Source organism: Mesorhizobium sp. P2_C7 (assembly GCF_056404515.1).
Window position 1 is genome coordinate 92,392 of the sequence record NZ_JBFUDW010000008.1, and the last position, 16,618, is coordinate 109,009.

At 63.1% G+C, this 16,618-nt stretch carries 18 protein-coding genes; 6 read left to right on the forward strand and 12 right to left on the reverse strand.

What is annotated here, in order from left to right:
• Nucleotides 1–118 precede the first annotated feature (118 nt).
• Nucleotides 119–1,522, reverse strand: a complete 1,404-nt coding sequence (locus tag AC1D2G_RS18190; protein WP_095091828.1) for an L-serine ammonia-lyase — start codon at nt 1,520–1,522, stop codon at nt 119–121.
• A 179-nt stretch (nt 1,523–1,701) separates the two neighbouring features.
• Here AC1D2G_RS18190 and AC1D2G_RS18195 point away from each other — a divergent pair, with 179 nt between their 5' ends.
• Complete coding sequence (locus AC1D2G_RS18195; protein WP_095091829.1) at nt 1,702–2,421, forward strand: DUF599 domain-containing protein; 720 nt, start codon at nt 1,702–1,704, stop codon at nt 2,419–2,421.
• On the opposite strand, the gene AC1D2G_RS18200 is transcribed toward AC1D2G_RS18195, so the two are convergent.
• The 6 genes from AC1D2G_RS18200 to AC1D2G_RS18225 form a co-directional block, all read right to left on the reverse strand.
• Nucleotides 2,394–3,191 carry a YdcF family protein gene (locus tag AC1D2G_RS18200; RefSeq protein WP_477415721.1) on the reverse strand — a complete coding sequence of 266 codons (798 nt, stop codon included), beginning with the start codon at nt 3,189–3,191 and terminating at the stop codon, nt 2,394–2,396. The two genes, AC1D2G_RS18195 and AC1D2G_RS18200, sit on opposite strands and share 28 nt — an antisense overlap.
• 29 nt (nt 3,192–3,220) lie before the next feature.
• On the reverse strand, nt 3,221–4,786 hold the full coding sequence (locus AC1D2G_RS18205; protein WP_477415723.1) for an amidase: 1,566 nt from the start codon (nt 4,784–4,786) through the stop codon (nt 3,221–3,223).
• Nucleotides 4,786–5,241, reverse strand: coding sequence for a GNAT family N-acetyltransferase (locus AC1D2G_RS18210; RefSeq protein WP_477415725.1), 456 nt, complete (start codon nt 5,239–5,241; stop codon nt 4,786–4,788). Before AC1D2G_RS18210 ends, AC1D2G_RS18205 begins: the two co-directional genes overlap by 1 nt.
• A gap of 7 nt (nt 5,242–5,248) precedes the next feature.
• On the reverse strand, nt 5,249–5,536 hold the full coding sequence (gene gatC / locus AC1D2G_RS18215; protein ID WP_477415727.1) for an Asp-tRNA(Asn)/Glu-tRNA(Gln) amidotransferase subunit GatC: 288 nt from the start codon (nt 5,534–5,536) through the stop codon (nt 5,249–5,251).
• A gap of 125 nt (nt 5,537–5,661) precedes the next feature.
• Nucleotides 5,662–6,078 carry a hypothetical protein gene (locus tag AC1D2G_RS18220; RefSeq protein WP_477415729.1) on the reverse strand — a complete coding sequence of 139 codons (417 nt, stop codon included), beginning with the start codon at nt 6,076–6,078 and terminating at the stop codon, nt 5,662–5,664.
• A 24-nt stretch (nt 6,079–6,102) separates the two neighbouring features.
• On the reverse strand, nt 6,103–6,810 hold the full coding sequence (locus AC1D2G_RS18225) for a metal-dependent hydrolase (RefSeq protein ID WP_095091835.1): 708 nt from the start codon (nt 6,808–6,810) through the stop codon (nt 6,103–6,105).
• Between the two features lie 123 nt (nt 6,811–6,933).
• Between AC1D2G_RS18225 and ruvX the strand changes: the two genes are divergently transcribed.
• Nucleotides 6,934–7,440: a Holliday junction resolvase RuvX gene (gene ruvX, locus AC1D2G_RS18230; protein WP_477304175.1), complete on the forward strand. Its 507-nt coding sequence runs from the start codon at nt 6,934–6,936 to the stop codon at nt 7,438–7,440.
• Here the strand turns inward: ruvX and AC1D2G_RS18235 are convergent.
• From AC1D2G_RS18235 to AC1D2G_RS18245, 3 genes are all read right to left on the reverse strand, one after another.
• Complete coding sequence (locus AC1D2G_RS18235; protein WP_095091836.1) at nt 7,358–7,699, reverse strand: DUF6105 family protein; 342 nt, start codon at nt 7,697–7,699, stop codon at nt 7,358–7,360. The two genes, ruvX and AC1D2G_RS18235, sit on opposite strands and share 83 nt — an antisense overlap.
• Nucleotides 7,699–8,253, reverse strand: coding sequence for a hypothetical protein (locus AC1D2G_RS18240; protein ID WP_477415731.1), 555 nt, complete (start codon nt 8,251–8,253; stop codon nt 7,699–7,701). The genes AC1D2G_RS18235 and AC1D2G_RS18240 overlap by 1 nt, the downstream gene beginning before the upstream one ends.
• 196 nt (nt 8,254–8,449) lie before the next feature.
• Complete coding sequence (locus AC1D2G_RS18245; protein WP_477415733.1) at nt 8,450–10,078, reverse strand: DNA alkylation response protein; 1,629 nt, start codon at nt 10,076–10,078, stop codon at nt 8,450–8,452.
• Between the two features lie 178 nt (nt 10,079–10,256).
• Between AC1D2G_RS18245 and AC1D2G_RS18250 the strand changes: the two genes are divergently transcribed.
• From AC1D2G_RS18250 to dprA, 4 genes are read left to right on the forward strand one after another with little or no spacing between them, the layout of a single operon-like run.
• Complete coding sequence (locus tag AC1D2G_RS18250; protein ID WP_477415735.1) at nt 10,257–11,237, forward strand: aspartate carbamoyltransferase catalytic subunit; 981 nt, start codon at nt 10,257–10,259, stop codon at nt 11,235–11,237.
• Nucleotides 11,234–12,520 carry a dihydroorotase gene (locus AC1D2G_RS18255; RefSeq protein WP_477415737.1) on the forward strand — a complete coding sequence of 429 codons (1,287 nt, stop codon included), beginning with the start codon at nt 11,234–11,236 and terminating at the stop codon, nt 12,518–12,520. The genes AC1D2G_RS18250 and AC1D2G_RS18255 overlap by 4 nt, the downstream gene beginning before the upstream one ends.
• 57 nt (nt 12,521–12,577) lie before the next feature.
• Nucleotides 12,578–13,165: a glycerol-3-phosphate 1-O-acyltransferase PlsY gene (gene plsY, locus AC1D2G_RS18260; RefSeq protein ID WP_477415739.1), complete on the forward strand. Its 588-nt coding sequence runs from the start codon at nt 12,578–12,580 to the stop codon at nt 13,163–13,165.
• Nucleotides 13,162–14,295 carry a DNA-processing protein DprA gene (gene dprA / locus AC1D2G_RS18265; protein WP_477415741.1) on the forward strand — a complete coding sequence of 378 codons (1,134 nt, stop codon included), beginning with the start codon at nt 13,162–13,164 and terminating at the stop codon, nt 14,293–14,295. The genes plsY and dprA overlap by 4 nt, the downstream gene beginning before the upstream one ends.
• 54 nt (nt 14,296–14,349) lie before the next feature.
• On the opposite strand, the gene AC1D2G_RS18270 is transcribed toward dprA, so the two are convergent.
• Complete coding sequence (locus AC1D2G_RS18270) at nt 14,350–15,054, reverse strand: Stf0 family sulfotransferase (RefSeq protein WP_477415743.1); 705 nt, start codon at nt 15,052–15,054, stop codon at nt 14,350–14,352.
• Nucleotides 15,051–16,556 carry a glycosyltransferase gene (locus tag AC1D2G_RS18275; protein ID WP_477415745.1) on the reverse strand — a complete coding sequence of 502 codons (1,506 nt, stop codon included), beginning with the start codon at nt 16,554–16,556 and terminating at the stop codon, nt 15,051–15,053. The genes AC1D2G_RS18270 and AC1D2G_RS18275 overlap by 4 nt, the downstream gene beginning before the upstream one ends.
• Between the last annotated feature and the right edge of the window lie 62 nt (nt 16,557–16,618).

Below are 16,618 nucleotides of genomic sequence, written 5' to 3' on the forward strand. Positions count from 1 at the left end.
GGCAGTCATATGGTGGTGTTTTCGAGAACCGGAGCGCAGCGGACATTTGGGTCCGTGAGCACTGGAAGCGCAGAAAACGCCGCCAGATGGCCGCCGGAGTGGGTTTCCAAACGGCCTCTCAGCACTCCACGACATTGACGGCGAGCCCGCCAAGGCTGGTTTCCTTGTACTTCTCGTTCATGTCGAGGCCGGTCTGGCGCATCGTCTCGATCGCCGCGTCGAGCGGCACGAAATGGATGCCGTCGCCTTTGATCGCCAGTGACGCAGCCGTCACCGCCTTGACCGCACCCAGCGCATTGCGCTCGATGCAAGGCACCTGGACCAACCCGCCGACCGGATCGCAGGTCATGCCGAGATGATGTTCGAGCGCGATCTCGGCGGCATTTTCGACCTGTTCTGGCGTGCCGCCCATGACGGCGCACAAGCCAGCCGCGGCCATCGCGGATGCCGACCCGACCTCGCCCTGGCAGCCGACCTCTGCGCCGGAGATCGAGGCATTGGTCTTGATGATGCCGCCAACGGCGGCGGCCGTCAGCAGGAAGTCGCGGATGCTCGGCTGATCGGCCTCGGGATGGAAATGCAGCCAGTAGCGCAGCACCGCCGGCAGGGTGCCGGCCGCACCATTGGTCGGCGCGGTGACGACGCGGCCGCCGGCGGCATTCTCCTCGTTGACCGCCATGGCATAAATCGACAGCCAGTCATTGGCGAGCAAGGGATTGGGTCTGTTCTGCTGCCACTGCTCCTGCAGCTTGTCATGCAGCATCCGCGCGCGCCGGCGCACCTTCAGTCCGCCCGGCATGATGCCGTCCTGCGACAGGCCACGGTCGATGCAGCCCTTCATGGCGCTCCAGATGCCGTCGAGGCCGGCGTCGAGCTTTTCGCGCGACATCTGCGTCTCTTCGTTGATCCGCTTCATGTCGGCGATGGAAAGGCCGCTTTTGCCGGCCATCGCCAGCATCTCGACCGCATTCTTGAAGGGATACGGCACCTTCTTGCCTTCGGTCGTCACCGACCCCTTGGCCTTCATCCGCTGCAGCTCTTCTTCCGAAACCACGAAGCCGCCGCCGATCGAATAGTAGATGCGTTTGAGCAGCAGGCGGTCGCCCGCATCATAAGCATAGAACGCCATCCCGTTGGCGTGGCCGGTGAGCGGCGTCTTGCGGTCCAGCACCAGATCGGTGGCCGGGTCGAAACGATAGGACGGATGGCCGGGCGGCGAAATGCGCTTCTCCGCGGTGATGCGGCTGGCAATGCCATCAGCCTGATCGGGATCGACAGTCTGCGGCGTCAGGCCGGCAAGGCCGAGCACGACCGCGCGATCACTGCCGTGGCCGATGCCTGTGTAGGCGAGCGAGCCATGCAGGCTGGCGGCGAGACGGTCGACCTTGACGCCCGCCGGACGCGGCCAGTCAGTTCCCGCGACCTCGTCGAGAAACCGCGCTGCGGCGGTCATAGGACCCATCGTGTGCGAACTCGAGGGTCCTATGCCGATCTTGAACAGGTCGAAAACCGAAAGGAACACGCGGCGCTGTCTCCTGGAGTCACGTCAAGGACCATATATAGGAATTCCCAGGATGTTTCCGCTCTTTTGGAAATCGCGGCGCATCGCCTGCCGACCTTGTTTGCTCCGGCAGCGACATTGGTTCGATCGCTCTCTGGCGGGCATCGAAGCGATCGCACTGAATGTGATAAATTCGGACTATGGGCGATTCCCTCGATCTTTCGACAGCCGATCTCGCGGCGCTGGCTTTCTTCCTCGTCGCGTGGCTGCTGCACACGCTTGCCTCCGACGGCAAGCTGGTCAGCCGCGTGTCGCTGACAACGGCGATGAACACGCAACGGCAAGCCTGGATGCGCACCATGGCCGAACGCGAGATCCGCATCGTCGACACCGCCATCATGAGCGGGTTGCAACAGGGAACCGCCTTCTTCGCCTCCAGCTCATTGATCGCGATCGGCGGTTGCTTTGCCTTGCTCGGCGCATCCGATCGGGTACTTGAGGTGCTGAGCGACCTGCCCCTGGGCGACGCCCCGTCGCGCGCGGCCTTTCAGATAAAGGTGTTCGGACTGGTCCTGATCCTGGCGTTTTCGTTCTTCAAATTCGGCTGGGCGTACCGGCTGTTCAACTATTGCACGATCCTGATCGGCGCCGTGCCGATCCTGCATGGTGAAGCGTCACGCAACCCGGTCACCGAAACAGCGGTCTGGCGTGCGACGCAAATGAACATGCTGGCCGGAAAGCATTTCAATTCCGGCCTGCGCGGCGTGTTCTTCTCGATCGGCTATCTCGGCTGGTTCGTCGATCCCACGGTGTTCGTTTTGTCGACGCTGTTGCTCCTGGCCGTGCTGGTGCGGCGCCAGTTCTTCTCGGCGGCCAGACACGCGGTGATCGGTCAGCCGCCGGGCGCGGGAAAAGGCTGATCGATCCGGCCCGATATCCAGTAGGCGAAGAGCCCGATCCATTCACGGATGGCCATTGTGGTGACCTGCAGCGAATCGGCCGGATTGTCGCGGAACAGGCCGATGCCTTCCCGCCCCGTGGTGCGGTAGTCGACCGGCCAGGGAATGGTTGCAAAACCGGCCTTGTCGAACAGCGCCTTGGCGCGCGGCATATGGAAGGCCGAGGTCACCAGCAGCCAGCTCTCGCCGGGCTTCGGTGTTACCAGCTCCTTGGTGAAGACGGCATTCTCATAGGTGTTGCGGGACTTGTTCTCGAGGATCAGGCGATCGGCCGTCACACCAAGTGCAGTGAGCAATCGGGGTGCCGTGGCTGCGTCGCCCTCGCCTTCGAGGAACAGTTCGCCAGTGCCGCCGGAGACAACCACTTTGGCGGTTGGAAAGCGCCGGGCGAGAATCGCGGTCTCGACCATCCGGTCGCCGCCGCTGTTCAATTCATAGCCGCCGCGCACCAGGTTGATGGCACCTTCGAAGCCGCCGCCGAGCACGACAATGCCGTCGACCTTTTCCGGCAGTGGCGGGCGCGCGAAACGCTCCTCCAGCGGGTTGAGCATCATCGCACCAAGCGACGTCCAGGCCGACAGCCCAAGGATCAGAAACGCCAGCACGCTGCCGGTGACGGCAAGCCGCCGGCGGCCGATCATTGCGGCAACCAATCCCGCCAGCAGAAGGAAGATCGTCAGGTTGAGCGGCTGGATGAAGAACCAGAAGACTTTGGAAAGATAGAAGAACATCGCTCAACCCCGTTGGACGAGCGACATCCTTACCACCACTTCTCCGGCTGGAATGTGCCGGCCGCCTGCTCGATGACGGCGGCGGTCTGGAACAGGGTTTCCTCATCGAACGGCCGGCCGATCAGTTGCAGGCCGAGCGGCAGGCCCTTGGCGTCCAGACCCGCCGGCACGGCGATGCCCGGCAGGCCGGCCATGTTCACCGTGACGGTGAAGATGTCGTTCAGATACATCTTGACCGGATCGGCGGCCATGTCCTCGTCGGCGATGCCGAAGGCGGCGGATGGTGTCGCCGGGGTCAGGATGACATCGACGCCGGCGGCGAAGACATTCTCGAAGTCGCGCTTGATCAGATTGCGTACCTTCTGCGCCTGCAGATAGTAGGCGTCGTAATAGCCCGCCGACAGCACATAGGTGCCGATCATGATGCGGCGCTTGACCTCGCGGCCGAAACCGGCGGCGCGGGTCTTCTCATACATGTCGACGATGTCCTTGCCCGGCACGCGCAGCCCGTAGCGGACGCCGTCGTAGCGTGCGAGGTTGGACGACGCCTCGGCGGGCGCCACGATATAATAGGCCGGCAGCGCGTATTTGGTGTGCGGTAGGGAAATGTCGACGATCTCGGCGCCGGCGTCCTTCAGCCAGGCAATGCCCTTCTGCCACAGGGCCTCGATCTCGTCGGGCATGCCGTCGACGCGGTACTCCTTGGGGATGCCGACCTTCATGCCCTTGATCGGCTTGCCGATCGCCGCCTCATAGTCCGGCACCGGCCGGTCGACCGAGGTCGTGTCCTTCGGATCGACGGAGGCCATCGATTTCAACAGGATCGCGGCATCGCGCACATCGCGGGCGATCGGTCCGGCCTGGTCGAGCGACGACGCAAAGGCGACGATGCCCCAGCGCGAGCAGCGTCCATAGGTCGGCTTGATGCCGACAGTCCCGGTGAAGGCCGCCGGCTGGCGAATCGAGCCGCCAGTATCCGTCGCCGTCGCGCCGGCGCACAGGAAGGCCGAGACCGCGGTTGCCGAACCGCCGGAAGAACCACCTGGCACCAGCTGCGCATTGTCCAGGCTGCGCGCGGTCCTGGTGCCGCCAGCCGATACGAAGCCGCCGTCGCCCTGATGCGTGGTCGGCATCACCACCGTGTCGAGCCGCGAACGCCGCCACGGGTTGATGACCGGGCCATAGTAGGACGTCTCGTTGGACGAGCCCATGGCGAACTCGTCCATGTTGAGCTTGCCCAGCATGACCGCGCCGTCGGTCCACAGATTGGTGGTAACGGTCGATTCGTAGCGCGGCTTGAACCCGTCGAGCACATGGCTGCAGGCCTGGGTATGGACGCCTTCGGTGCCGAACAGGTCCTTGATGCCGAGCGGGATGCCTTCCAGCGCACCGCCCTCGCCCTTCGCCAGTTTGGCGTCGGACGCCTTCGCCATGTCGCGCGCTCTGTCGCCGGTCACCGCCACATAGGCATTGAGCACCGGATTCGCGCGATCGATGGCCGCGAGATAGGCCTCGGTGATTTCGGTCGCGGTGATTTCCTTGCCGCGCAACTTGGTGCGGGCCTGCGAAATCGTCAGCTGGGTCAGGTCGCTCATCAAAGGCTCTTTTCGTAAAACACCGACCATTCGGAATCGGGATAATCCAGCACCGGGCCGCAGCGCGAAAACCCGGCGCGTTCGTAGACGGTCCACGCGGCTGGATGACGATCGCCCGTCTCCAGCACCAGGCGTTTCAGCCCCTCCCTGCGCGCCAGCGCCTCGACCCGCTCGACGATCCCTGCGCCGATCTTGCGTCCGCGATGCGAAGGCCGCGTGTACATGCGCTTGACCTCGCCGATGGCGCCGTCATGACGCTTCAGCGCGCCGCAACCGATGGCCAGGCCGTTGTCGCGGGCGATGAAAACGGTCGTATCCTCACCGGCCATCTGCTCAACCGTCAGGTGGTAGCAGTGCTCCGGCGGCGTCAGTTCGAGCAGCGTTTGGTTGAGCTCATTGACCAGACCGCGCACGTCGTCCTGCAGCGGCGTTTCAACGGCGATCTCGATAGCCATCGGCGCGCTACTCCACGACCTTCGGCACGAGGAAGAAATTCTCTTCGGTCGCCGGTGCGTTGGCTACGATATCGGCGGCCTTGTTGCCGTCGGTGACGACGTCTTGGCGCTTCTTCATGTCCATAGGCGTCACCGAGGTCATTGGCTCGACCCCGGAAACGTCGACCTCGTTCAACTGCTCGACGAAGCCGAGGATGGCGTTCAGCTCGCCGGTCATGCGTTCGGCATCTTCGTCGCTCACCGCAATGCGGGCGAGACGCGCGACGCGCTTCACTGTCTTGACGTCAACGGACATGTTTTGCCTCGGGGAAAACCAGTTCGGGCTATAGCGGCGCCGCGCGCGCGGCGCAACATGCATCGTGCGAGAGCACCAGGGGTCGGCCCAGCTCTTCTGTCATCGGTCCACCGTCTAGATGCTGTCTATGGCAGGGCAACGCCCTCGCACAGATAGTAGCTGCCGCTGTTGCCGTTCGCCTCGCTTTCGTCATCGGCCGGCCGGACCGAGACGAGATCGATCTGCGTCGAGCTCATCTGGGTCACTGAAAGGACGTCGGGAAACACATAACCCGGTTCCTGGCAGATGGCCGTCACCGCCCAGCTTGGCGAGGCTATCGCCTTGCTGATCTGTACGAACTCGCAATTGTATTCGACACCTTGCAGGCCATGCGCCGAAAGCACGATGTTGCCAGCGTCGATCGGCGTCTGCAGCGTAGCCTTCCTGGCCTGTGTGCAAAGCTCCTCGGACTGGAGGTAGACGCCTTCGATGAAATCGTCAGCGGCGAGCGCGGGTGACGCCGCGACCAACATGGACACGCAAAGAGACTGCCTCAAGGCCATGGTTTCATTCCGCTTTGGCTGCGTCTAAATCGTAATCGTCTCACCGATCTTCGGCAATGCCACCTTCACGCCGGATCCTTCAAGGCCCGCCTCGAACTTATCGGCGGTCGGATCGATCATCGGAAACGTGCCGAAGTGACAGGGAACCACGGTTTCGAATTTGAAGAAGCGGCGGCAGGCGAGCGCGGCCACCGCACCGCCCATGGTGAAGCGGTCGCCAATCGGCACGATGCCAATCTTCGGCTCATGCAACTCGTTGATCAGCGCCATGTCGGAAAAGATGTCGGTGTCACCCATGTGATAGAGCGTCCGGTCTTCCGGGAAATGCAGGACGAGGCCGCCCGGATTGCCGAGATAGGTGTTCTGGCCGCCATCGCCCGGGAACGATGAGGAGTGCAGCGCCTGGACGAAGGTGGTGGTGAAGCCGCCGCAATCGACGGTGCCGCCGATGTTGCCCGGGTTGATCTTCTTGTCGCTGGCGCCCTTGCCGACCAGGTACATGCAGATCTCGAAATTCGCGACCAACTGGGCGCCGCTTTTGCCCAGCACTTCCAGCGCACCGCTGATGTGGTCGCTGTGACCGTGCGTCAGCAGCACATGCGTGATGCCCTCGGCCGGCCCCTCCCAGCCGCCCGTCCAGGACGGATTGCCGATCAGATAGGGGTCGATGAGGATCTTGGCGTCAGCGGTTTCGATGCGAAACGCCGAGTGGCCGTACCAGGTCAATTTCATGAATGCTTTCCTCGATTTTTGCCTTGCCAAAGGATAGAACGCCGATAGCCCTGAGATCAAAGGGTTACTGTGTCCGTTGTGTGTCTGAGAGAACACATGGCGGTGAAGGGCGAAGGACGGCCATTGGGCATTATCATGATCGAGGAATTGCCGGCGCGGCTTGCCGGCGGCAAGACGCTGGCAGGGCTTGACCTCGGCGACAAGACGATCGGCGTCGCCGTCTCGGACCAGAGGTTCTCTTTCGCCCATCCGCGCCCAGTCATCATGCGAAGGAAATTCTCGCTCGACGCTGTCGTGCTCCTGGCCCTGCTGCAGAAGGAGAATGCCGGCGCGGTGGTGATCGGACTGCCGATCAACATGGACGGTTCGGAAGGGCCGCGCGCACAGAAATCGCGCGCCTTCGTCCGCAACATGGCGCAGGTGAGCGACCTGCCCTTCGTGCTCTGGGACGAAAGGCTATCGACGGTCGCGGCCGAAAGGACATTGATCGAGATGGATTTCTCGCGCCGCAAACGCGCCGGCAAGATCGATTCGGCGGCAGCCGCGTTTATTCTGCAGGGAGTTTTGGACCGGCTTCAGTCGCTTCACGCATCCGCTCGAACGGAACCGGACCCGCCCAGCGCCGCTTGATCCAGCTGGCGATCTCGCGGCGGCGGCGAAACGCCCAGAGCGCCATCAGCAGAAACCCGTCGAAGACACAGGCCTTTGCCACCATGCCGGGGATGGTCGCCGGATCGATACCAAGCATCTGGCCATAGAGCTGGAAGACGAAGTCGTGCAGCCGCCGGCTCAGCATGACATAACCGAAGTTCATGTCGTTGAGCGACAGGTAGAACCAGCCCCAGAACAGCGCCATCGGGCCCGCCCACAATGCGAAGATGTAACGCATCAGCGGCCTCCCCTGGGATTCGGGCCTGTCCGGCCCGATATGAGCGAAAGAAGCGAATTGTGGGCCGCGGCCGCGGCCATGCCGTGCGCGGCGACGCGGATTTCGATATCGCCCTGAGCAACCGCTGCAACAGACCGTCGCTCGGCAAGCATGGCAACATAGGATGCTAGAAGTGCCGCCAGCTGCACCGCCACAACCATGAACAGCCCGTTGATGCCTTGCGCGGCGCCGCCGACGACGATCAGCGACAAAACGCCGGATGCGGAGATGAAGGCGATGCGGGCGACGCTGTCGACAGCCTGGCTGGTCGCGTCATTGATCAGGGTTTCGACAAAGGCCCAGAAGAACAGCACAGCGACGACCAGCAAGGCGGTGGCGAGCGGGGCCACGACGATGGCGTTGTCGAGGTCGATGAAGCGAGTGCCCTCGATGGTGGCACCCAACACGCCCAGCGCCGCAGCCACACCACGGTTTCCGTCGATGCAGATGAACGCAAGCAGGGCGAAAACGATTGCCCAGTGCAAGGCCAGAAAAGAGGTCAGTACATGTCGCATCGGCATTCCCGCTTCGCAAAGCAGGGATTTGGCCAATTTGAACCATTCCTTGCTCTCGCCGCGACAGTGGGCTTTGCCGCTCGTCACCGCAACGGAAACCATTTGTTAAGGTTAACGGCGATTAGTGACGCGCGTGTGGAGGCTCGCCGGCGCCTCAAAATGATCGAAGGCGCCGGTTTTTTGCGATCTTGAAAACTCAATTCACAGGCGGATAGAGCGTGTCGATGATCATGCGCGCGTCATGACGCGAATCGAGCATGCCATAAGTGTTGCGCCACTGGCCGGCGAGCCGCGTCTCGACGAACGCGTCGGCGATTCGCCCTGCCCCCAGCCGGCGCAATTCCGCCGCCGCCGCCGATAGCGCCAGCTGTTCGGTAAGCAGCCGGGCCGAGCCGTCGTCGGTCGCGGCAACCTGCATCGCCGCCTTCAGCACGCCGATCGTGCCGCGCCCGCCGGCGCCGAGGTCACGGTCGATACCGGCCAGCACATCCTCGAACAGGCCGGGCGCGCGGCCGAGCACGCGCAGCACGTCGAGCGCCATGACATTGCCGGATCCTTCCCAGATCGCATTGACCGGGGCCTCGCGATAGTAGCGGGCGAGCGGCGCCTCCTCGACATAGCCGTTGCCGCCGAGGCACTCCATCGCCTCGTAGAGCAAAGGCGGCGCGATCTTGCACACCCAGTATTTGACGACCGGCGTCATGGCGCGGGCGAATGCCGCTTCGCCGCGGTCGCTCGCCGCCTCGTCGAAGGACCGCGCCAGCCGGAACGACAGCGCGGTGGCGGCGGCGACATCGAGCGCCATGTCGGCCAGCACGCGCTGCATCAGCGGCTGCTCGATCAGATTGGCGCCGAACACTTGTCGATGGCGGGCATGATGAACGGCTTCGGCAAGACCTGCACGCATGATCGCCGAAGATGCGACCGCACAGTCGAGCCGGGTCAAGGTCACCATGTCCATGATCGTCTTCACGCCCGCACCCGGTTCGCCGACCATCTCGCCGATGGCGTTGACGAATTCCACCTCGGAAGAGGCGTTCGAGCGGTTGCCGAGCTTGTCCTTCAGCCGCTGGAAACGGAAACCGTTGCCCGAGCCGTCGCCGAGAACGCGCGGCACGAGGAAGCAGGAGAGCCCCTCTGGCGCCTGTGCGAGCACCAGGAACGCATCTGACATCGGCGCCGACATGAACCATTTGTGCCCGGTCAGGCGATAGAACCCGCTACCGACGCGTTCCGCCCTTGTCACATTGGAGCGCACATCCGTGCCGCCCTGCTTCTCGGTCATGCCCATGCCGAGCGTCAGCCCGGTCTTTTCGACCGGTGGCTTCTGGCCCTGGTCGTATTTGCGCGTCGTCACCCGCGGCGCCCATTCGCGAAACAGTTTTGGGCTGGCCATCAACGCCGCCAGGGAAGCATTGGTCATGGTGATCGGGCACAGATGCCCGGTCTCGAGCTCCGCCGTCAGATAGAAACGGGCAGCGCGAACCTGGTGGCGGCGGCCAATCTCGGCGTCGCCGTTTTCCCAAACCGAGGAATGCAGCCCATTGGCCACTGAGCGGCGCATCAGGGCATGATAGGCGGGATGGAACTCGACCACATCGATGCGCCGCCCCTGGCGGTCATGCGTCCTGAGCTTCGGCGTCTCGACATTGGCGAGACGGGCCAACTCCTGCGCCTCCTGCGTCAGCACGAAACGGCCGAGCCCGTCGAGGTCCTTGCGCACCGGATCGGAAAAGCGCTCCGCAAGCTGGATCAGCAACGGATCGCCCCGCCAGGCGTTGCCGCCCGTCAGCGGCGGCGGCTGGTTCGTCACGTCGTCGGTCACGCCCAATCCTTTTATCGGGAGAAAGGTCCCTATCGTCAGAAAACCACGAATCCGAGGCCATCGGCTAGATATAGCCCAAGCCTTGCAACGCGCGCGATGAAAATACCGGGGAGAACGGCTCCAATCCAAAGCTGCCGCTTGCAGCCGCAAAATCTCCACCCTATAGCAGCGCCTTGAGATGACCGACGCTTCGTCCCTGCCACTCTACCCTCACCGCCATCTTCTGGGCATCCGCGATCTTTCCCCCGCCGACATCGAGCTTCTGCTCGACCGAGCGGACCGCGCTGTCGCGATTTCACGGCAGTCCGAGAAGAAAACCTCGACGCTGCGCGGCCGCACCCAGATCAACCTCTTCTATGAAGCTTCGACGCGCACGCAATCGTCGTTCGAGCTCGCCGGAAAGCGGCTCGGCGCCGATGTCATGAACATGTCGGTGGCGAGCTCATCGGTGAAGAAGGGCGAAACGCTCATCGACACGGCGATGACGCTGAATGCCATGCGGCCCGATATCTTGATCATCCGCCACCAGTCGGCGGGCGCTGCCGCCCTTCTTGCCCAGAAGGTCGGCTGCTCGGTGGTCAATGCCGGCGACGGCGCGCATGAACACCCGACACAGGCTCTGCTCGATGCGCTGACCATCCGCCGCGCCAAGGGTCCGCTGTCGAAGCTGATCGTGGCGATCTGCGGCGACATCCTGCACTCGCGCGTGGCGCGCTCCAACATCATGCTGCTCAACGCGCTCGGCGCGCAGGTGCGGGTCGTCGCACCGTCGACCCTGTTGCCCAGTGGCATTGAGAAAATGGGCGTCATCGTCAACCGCTCGATGGCCGACGGCCTCAAGGGCGCCGACGTGGTGATGATGCTGCGCCTGCAGCGCGAGCGCATGGAAGGTGCCTTCGTCCCTTCAGTGCGCGAATATTTCCGCTACTTCGGCCTCGATGCCGAAAAGCTGAAGGCCGCCAAGGACGACGCGCTGGTGATGCATCCCGGCCCGATGAACCGCGGCGTCGAGATCGCCTCGGAAATCGCCGACGGCCCGCAAAGCGTCATCCAGGAACAGGTCGAGATGGGCGTTGCCGTGCGCATGGCGGTGATGGAAGCGCTGCTCGACCCACGTCGCAATCAAGAGGGCCGCAATCAAGAGGGCCGCGGCGCATGAGCATTACGGTCTTTGAGCGCGCTCGCATTGTCGACCCATCGCGCGGTGTCGACGAAGTCGGCACCGTCGTTGTCGATGGCCGCAAGATCGTCGCCGCCGGCAAGGCAGCGCTGAACCAGGGCACGCCCGGGGGTGCGACCATTATCGACTGCGCTGGCAAGGCGATCATTCCAGGCCTGATCGACGGCCGCGTCTTCATCGGCGAGCCGGGCGGCGAGCATCGCGAAACCATCGCTTCGGCCAGTGTCGCCGCGGCGGCCGGCGGCGTCACCTCGATCGTCATGATGCCCGATACCGACCCGGTGATCGACAATGTGGCACTGGTCGAATTCGTGTTGCGCACCGCCAAGGACACCGCAAGCGTCAACGTCTTTCCGGCAGCGGCGATCACCAAAGGCCTCGACGGGCGAGAGATGACCGAGTTCGGCCTGCTGCGCGAAGCCGGCGCCGTCGCGTTCACCGATGGCCGCCACACCATATCAAGCGCCCTGGTGATGCGCCGCGCGCTGACCTATGCGCGCGACTTCGGCGCCACCATCGTGCATGAAACGCAGGACGCGGACCTCGGTTCGTCCGGCGTCATGAACGAAGGCCTATACGCCAGCTGGCTCGGCCTTTCCGGCATCCCGCGGGAAGCCGAATCCATCCCGCTCGAGCGTGACCTCGCGCTGGCACGGCTGACGCGGGGTTCGTACCATGCGGCGAAGATCTCGACCGCGATGGCGGCAAACGCCGTCACGCGGGCGAAAGGCGATGGCGCAACCGTGACATCAGGCGTGGCGATCCACAATCTGTCGCTCAATGAAAACGATGTCGGCGAATACCGCACATTCTTCCGCCTGACCCCGCCGTTGCGCGCCGAGGAAGACCGGCTGGCCATGATCGAGGCGGTCAGGGACGGCACCATCGACATCATCGTCTCCTCGCACGATCCGCAGGATGTCGACACCAAGCGCCTGCCCTTTGCCGATGCGGCGGCCGGCGCCATCGGGCTCGAAACCCTGCTTGGCGCGGCATTGCGGCTCTACCACAATGGCGACGTGCCATTGCTTAGGCTGATCGAGACGCTATCGACTGCGCCGGCGAGATTGTTCGGCCTGCCTGGCGGCACACTGAAGCCGGGGGCGATTGCCGATCTTGCGTTGGTCGATCTGGACGAACCCTGGATCGTCGCCGAGAGCGGCATTCGATCGCGTTCGAAAAACACCTGTTTCGAAGGCGCGCGGTTGCAGGGCAAGGTCTTGCAAACGCTGGTGGCGGGCCGCACAGTGTTCTCAATCTGAGCCGGCCACCGCGCACCGCGCCTGATCCGGCCATTCTGGGGAAATGCGGGGGAAACAATGACTTACAGCCTCATCCCGGCGCTTGTGTTCGGCTATCTCCTGGGCTCGATTCCCTTCGGACTTCTGCTCACCCACGCGGCCGGCCTTGGCGATGTGCGCAAGATCGGCTCGGGCAACATCGGTGCAACCAATGTGCTGCGCACCGGCAACAAGGGGCTTGCCGCCGCGACGCTGTTGCTCGACGCGCTGAAGGGCACCGCCGCCGTGTTGATATCAGGCCATTTCGCGCCTGAATTGGCGCTCTGGGCCGGTCTCGGCGCCTTTCTCGGCCATCTCTTCCCGGCATGGCTGGGATTCAAGGGCGGCAAGGGCGTCGCGACCTATCTCGGCGTGCTCATCGGGCTTGCCTGGCAGGTGGCGCTGATCTTCGCCGTCGTCTGGCTGGTGATGGCCTTCCTGTTCCGATACTCCTCGCTGGCAGCGCTGACGGCGGCCATCGTCGTTCCGATCGCCCTCTATTTCCTGAGCACGCCGCAGATTGCCGCCTTGTTCGTGGTGATGAGCATCATCGTCTTCATCAAACACAGGGAAAACATTTCGCGCCTGCTTGCCGGCACCGAGGGCAAGATCGGAGCCAAGACGTGAGCGAACCCGCCGCCGGGCCGCGCCTCAGCGACCGGCAGCGGGTGAGTTGGCTGCGGCTGATCCGCACCCAGAATGTCGGTCCCGCCTCCTTTCGCGACCTGATCAACCGCTTCGGTTCTGCCGAGGTGGCGCTGGAAATCCTTCCGGAATTGATGATTTCGGGAGGCGCCAACCGCATCGCCCGCATCCCGTCGATCGCGGAAGCCGAGGCCGAATTGGAAACAGCCCGAAAGGCCGGCGCGCGCTTTGTCGGCATCGGAGAGCCCGACTATCCACCGCTGTTGCGCAACATGGACCATCCGCCGCCACTGTTGGCCGTCAAGGGAAATGCCGCCGTGTTCCGGCTGCCGGGGGTCGCCATCGTCGGTGCCCGAAACGCATCGCTGGCCGGCATCAAGATGGCGCGCATGCTGGCTGCCGAGCTCGGCCGCGACGGCTACGGCATCGTCTCGGGACTGGCCCGCGGCATCGACACGGCGGCGCATCAAGGCAGTCTGTCGACCGGCACGATCGGTGTGCTGGCCGGAGGGCTCGACCTGCCCTATCCGCCCGAAAACGCCGGCTTGTGCGAGGAAATTGCCGAGCGCGGCGCCGTCATTTCGGAAATGCCGTTCGGCTGGCAGCCGCGCGCCCAGGATTTTCCGCGCCGCAACCGCCTTGTCGCGGGCGCGGCCCTTGGGTTGGTGGTGGTCGAGGCAGCGCAGCGCTCTGGATCACTGATCAGCGCCAGGCTTGCCGGCGAAATGGGCCGGCTGGTCTTCGCCGTGCCGGGCTCGCCGCTCGATCCGCGCGCCGCCGGCACCAACGGCCTGCTCAAGGACGGTGCCACCCTGGTCACCGAGGCCTCGGACATTTCCAGGGCGATCTCGCCGCTGACCGGTTTGCGCGCGCCCGATGTGCCGCCGTTTCAAGACCCGCCCGACTTCTCGGTCACGCCGCCGCCCGGCGAAAGCGACCGCGCCCGCGTCATCGAGGCGCTTGGCCCGACGCCGGTGTCGGTCGACGAGATCATCCGCCACACCGGCCTGCATCCGGCCCAGGTCTTCATGGTGCTCCTGGAACTCGACCTCGCCGGCCGGCTCGAGCGGCATGCCGGCGGACATGTTTCGCTGGTGTTCGAAGGTCGCTGAAGGGCAGCGTCGATCCCCGACCCGTTCGACGTTCGTCACCGCATGCAGGTAGCCCTACACAAAGTCCAGCGTATTTGGATTGCCCCGCTCACGCCTGAAACGATCCGCCCAATCGAAGCTGATTGAGTCTCGCTGTTGCTGGATCACGATGCTGGTCGAATCCGGGCTGCGTTGGAGCGTCACACCCATCATGTCCGCGACTTGACGGATGGCATCCAGGGGATCCGCGACTATCGACTCGTATTCAAGCCTGAGAGGATCAATCCCGGTCCGGGCAAAGAACATCTCCCAACGCGCCCTCTCCCGAACCAGCGCATCGAGTTGCCTCTGGATCAGCTCGGCATCGAAAACCGTTTCCTGGCTCACCGGTTGAGTAGAGCGGTATTGACCGGTTTGGAGGGCCCTCGCCCAGGATATTGCCTGACCGAGAAGGTCCCGCCTTGATAGAGAGATAAACCGAAGATTCGGAAGCGCGTCGAACCAGCCTATTTCGCTTGAGATCCAATCATGCTGGTGGGCAAAGATTTTCAGACCATAGATACGATTGGCGGTTGCGCCCATGGTGAGAATTTTTTCGACCTGCCCTGCCACATCTTCGGGAAAATTTGGATCGTCGAAAAAGCGGCGTCCCCTCCAATTGAAATACTCGAGCGGATGCCCGAGCATTCCGGTGCTGCTGAGATGCTGGCACAGGTAATTGCTGCCGGACCTTGGCGATGTGCAAATTGAATAGCCACGAACGCCACCAGACAACTTCAACCTCGCCCCCGAGCCCGACGAAACATTTTTCTTATAAAAAGCGGCATCATGCCGTTGTAGAGCCGTTTGCTCTCATTGACGAAATTTGAAAGGCGCGACAGCTCTCCGTCAATTCGATGCAATGCAGCCCGGCTGTCCTGGGTCGCGCTGTTGAGGGAAGCAGAACCATCAGCGACAGAGCTTGAAAGGCTGGATAGCTGCCCTTCAAGGCGATGCAATCTGGCTTGGCTATCATGGGCCACGTTGTGGAGCGAAGCGGCGCTATCAACGACAGCGCTTGAAAGGCCGGAAAGCTGCCCTTCAAGCCGATATAGTCGGGCCTGGCTATCATGGGCCACGTTGAGGAGCGCATCGGAGCCAAAGGATTTGACCCGTTCGCCAAGGTCCGTCAGTGCTGCGGCACCACTCTCCAAGGTTTTCGTGTTCGACCTGAGTAGATCGAGAAGCGTCGCCTGTTCTGAAGAATCACGCCAGGCACCGCCAATTTCGTTGGCGACACTGAACCATCTGCGGCGTTCGCGCGAAACGCCTATCTCCTCGATCCAGGATGCGGTGGCGAGCGATCGCTCATCGTCCGTCGTTTGGACATTCGTCTCAATGGCCTGACTGTAGGTGCGAAGATGCTCGTTGATGAAATGCTCGGCACCCGCCACCTTGCGAAAGTATGCACAGACCTCCGCGGCGTCGTCAGCGTCGAATTTCGACAACGCCTCTATCAGGTTTTCGACAGTGGTCGGCCTGGTCAGAAGGCCGACTCCGAGGTTCATTCGCCGCCATGCCTCCATATTTGCCGTGTCGAGCAAACCGGCGAAACCACGCGCGTCGCAGACCACGACCGAGCATCCCACGGCTGCGGCTTCAATGGCCATCCGGGCGGTTGCGAACACGATATCGTATTGCAGCAGATCCTTTTCGAGTTGATGTGAAAACCGGCCCGTGGCGGGACCCAACTCATCCAGTTGCATATTGCTCCTGGCGCAGGCTTCGCGCACCGCTTGCTGATGCTCGAAATTCTTGGTCAGCAGAAGCCCCTTCAAAGGCTTCGATGGCAGGGGCGGACGCTGTTTGAAGCGTTCAAGGTCAATTGCATTGTAGATGAGGTCCAATCTGTCCGCCGGCACACCGCGCGACAGGCATTTGGCCTTGCACGCTTCGTCGACCGCGATCCAGCGGCGTATCTGCGGATGAAGCATCGGGGCTTCGACCTCGAAGAAAGCGCTGTGGCAGGAAAACACCGCTGGTACATCGGGAAAACGCGCCAGCGCGGTCAGGCAAGGCGTCAAATGCTGTGCGTGAATTATGTCGGGCTTTTCGACGATCTCGGCAATTCGGTCCACCACATGGTGTCCGCGCAGGCGCATTCGATCGGCCATCTCGCCAAGTGTTGGAGCCAGCAACATGGTTTGATGACCGCAGCGGCGAAGCCCGTCGGCCAGCAATTCAACAACGGCTTCGGTACCGCTATTGTACGACACGAACAGATTGGTGATGAGAACCCGCAAATGCCGCCTCCTTAGCTGTTTCACAACCTCCGCATTGGCGGCGAGGATAACAGATGCTAGGC

Coding starts and splice junctions, on each gene's coding strand:
- AC1D2G_RS18195 (WP_095091829.1), top strand. CDS start 1,702: ATGGGCGATTCCCTCGATCTTTCGACAGCCGATCTCGCGGCGCTGGCT.
- AC1D2G_RS18200 (WP_477415721.1), bottom strand. CDS start 3,191: ATGTTCTTCTATCTTTCCAAAGTCTTCTGGTTCTTCATCCAGCCGCTC.
- AC1D2G_RS18205 (WP_477415723.1), bottom strand. CDS start 4,786: ATGAGCGACCTGACCCAGCTGACGATTTCGCAGGCCCGCACCAAGTTG.
- AC1D2G_RS18210 (WP_477415725.1), bottom strand. CDS start 5,241: ATGGCTATCGAGATCGCCGTTGAAACGCCGCTGCAGGACGACGTGCGC.
- gatC (WP_477415727.1), bottom strand. CDS start 5,536: ATGTCCGTTGACGTCAAGACAGTGAAGCGCGTCGCGCGTCTCGCCCGC.
- AC1D2G_RS18220 (WP_477415729.1), bottom strand. CDS start 6,078: ATGGCCTTGAGGCAGTCTCTTTGCGTGTCCATGTTGGTCGCGGCGTCA.
- AC1D2G_RS18225 (WP_095091835.1), bottom strand. CDS start 6,810: ATGAAATTGACCTGGTACGGCCACTCGGCGTTTCGCATCGAAACCGCT.
- AC1D2G_RS18235 (WP_095091836.1), bottom strand. CDS start 7,699: ATGCGTTACATCTTCGCATTGTGGGCGGGCCCGATGGCGCTGTTCTGG.
- AC1D2G_RS18240 (WP_477415731.1), bottom strand. CDS start 8,253: ATGCGACATGTACTGACCTCTTTTCTGGCCTTGCACTGGGCAATCGTT.
- AC1D2G_RS18250 (WP_477415735.1), top strand. CDS start 10,257: ATGACCGACGCTTCGTCCCTGCCACTCTACCCTCACCGCCATCTTCTG.
- AC1D2G_RS18255 (WP_477415737.1), top strand. CDS start 11,234: ATGAGCATTACGGTCTTTGAGCGCGCTCGCATTGTCGACCCATCGCGC.
- plsY (WP_477415739.1), top strand. CDS start 12,578: ATGACTTACAGCCTCATCCCGGCGCTTGTGTTCGGCTATCTCCTGGGC.